Raw genomic sequence first — 1,220 nt, 5'->3', positions numbered from 1 at the left:
GGTTCATTGTAAAATGAAATGCAACAGCTAAATAAATAGAAAGCCATCGTGAAACCACGTATAATTAAGGTTGACAAAAACACAAACCATACGGAGGTAATTCACGATGACTCAAAACCATTCTAACACGATAGAACGTTCTTTTGCACATTTAAGCGAAATGGAAAGAGGTAACATAGAGGCCTATATGGATGAAGGCCTGTCACTAAGAGAGATTGGAAGAAGAATGGGCCGCAATCCGAGTACGATTTCGCGTGAAATGAACCGCGGAACCGTCCAGCAGATAGATACTAATCGCAAATCCTATACCACCTACTTCCCAGACGCCGGTGCTCGCGTTTACAGGGAAAACCGTGACAATTGCGGAGGGCGTTCTACGATGATGGATGCATTGGAATTTATTGAATTTGCTGAAGAAAAGATCCTGAAAGACAAATGGTCCCCTGATGCAGCTGTTGGTTATGCGAAAAGAAATAAGAAATTTGACTACGTCCCTTCGACGAAGACATTATACAATTGGATAGACGAAGGCAAGTTGTCCGTGATCAATATGGATTTGGAGTTGAAACTCCGCCGTTCAACAAAGAAGGCAAAATCCCGTAAAAATAAAAAAGTGTTGGGGACAAGCATTGAAGAACGCCCCGAATCCATAGAGACCAGGGATGAATTTGGTCACTGGGAAATTGACACCGTTCTGGGACACAAAACAAAAGATGATGCTTTACTGACCCTGGTAGAAAGGAAGACACGCATGGAGATCATTAAGCGCATGCCAAGTAAAAGTGCCCCAGCTGTTACAGCGGCCTTAGAAGACGTCATTTCGGCGTATCCGAACAAGCAGGATGTTTTTCAAAGCATTACAGCAGATAATGGGTCGGAATTCAGCGAACTGGCAGATCAAGGCACGGAGAAGCAAATAGACGTTTATTTTGCCCATCCCTATGCTTCATGGGAGCGAGGATCAAATGAAAGGCACAATGGGCTCATTCGGAAGTTTATAAAGAAAGGGCAACCTATTTATACATACGCTGATGAAACAATAGCCGATGCCGCCAACTGGATGAACACGCTTCCTCGGAAAATATTAAACTATCAAACCCCAGCCGAAGCGTTCGCAAAATTTGTTGGTGTTGGGGCCTAGGCCCCAACACCAACAAATTACAGAAAAACCTTATATAGCGGTTTCACAGGGGGTGTTGCATTTACTATTGCAATTTAAG

The 1,220-nt window shown here is 43.5% G+C and carries 1 protein-coding gene; it reads left to right on the top strand.

Annotated elements, in window-relative coordinates; all coding sequences use genetic code 11:
- Nucleotides 1-106: 106 nt before the first annotated feature.
- Nucleotides 107-1,141 (top strand): IS30 family transposase, encoded by a 1,035-nt coding sequence (locus tag ACDX78_RS23170; protein WP_486031213.1) that lies wholly within the window; start codon nt 107-109, stop codon nt 1,139-1,141.
- Nucleotides 1,142-1,220: the final 79 nt, after the last annotated feature.

The organism is Virgibacillus oceani, from assembly GCF_041521345.1.
In the GTDB taxonomy this organism is placed as follows: domain Bacteria; phylum Bacillota; class Bacilli; order Bacillales; family Amphibacillaceae; genus Virgibacillus_N; species Virgibacillus_N oceani_A.
This window is presented reverse-complemented; position numbering and strand designations above follow the sequence as displayed.

Bases quoted from the DNA above. Each gene is read 5' to 3' on its own strand.
- ACDX78_RS23170 (WP_486031213.1), top strand. From the start codon at position 107: ATGACTCAAAACCATTCTAACACGATAGAACGTTCTTTTGCACATTTA.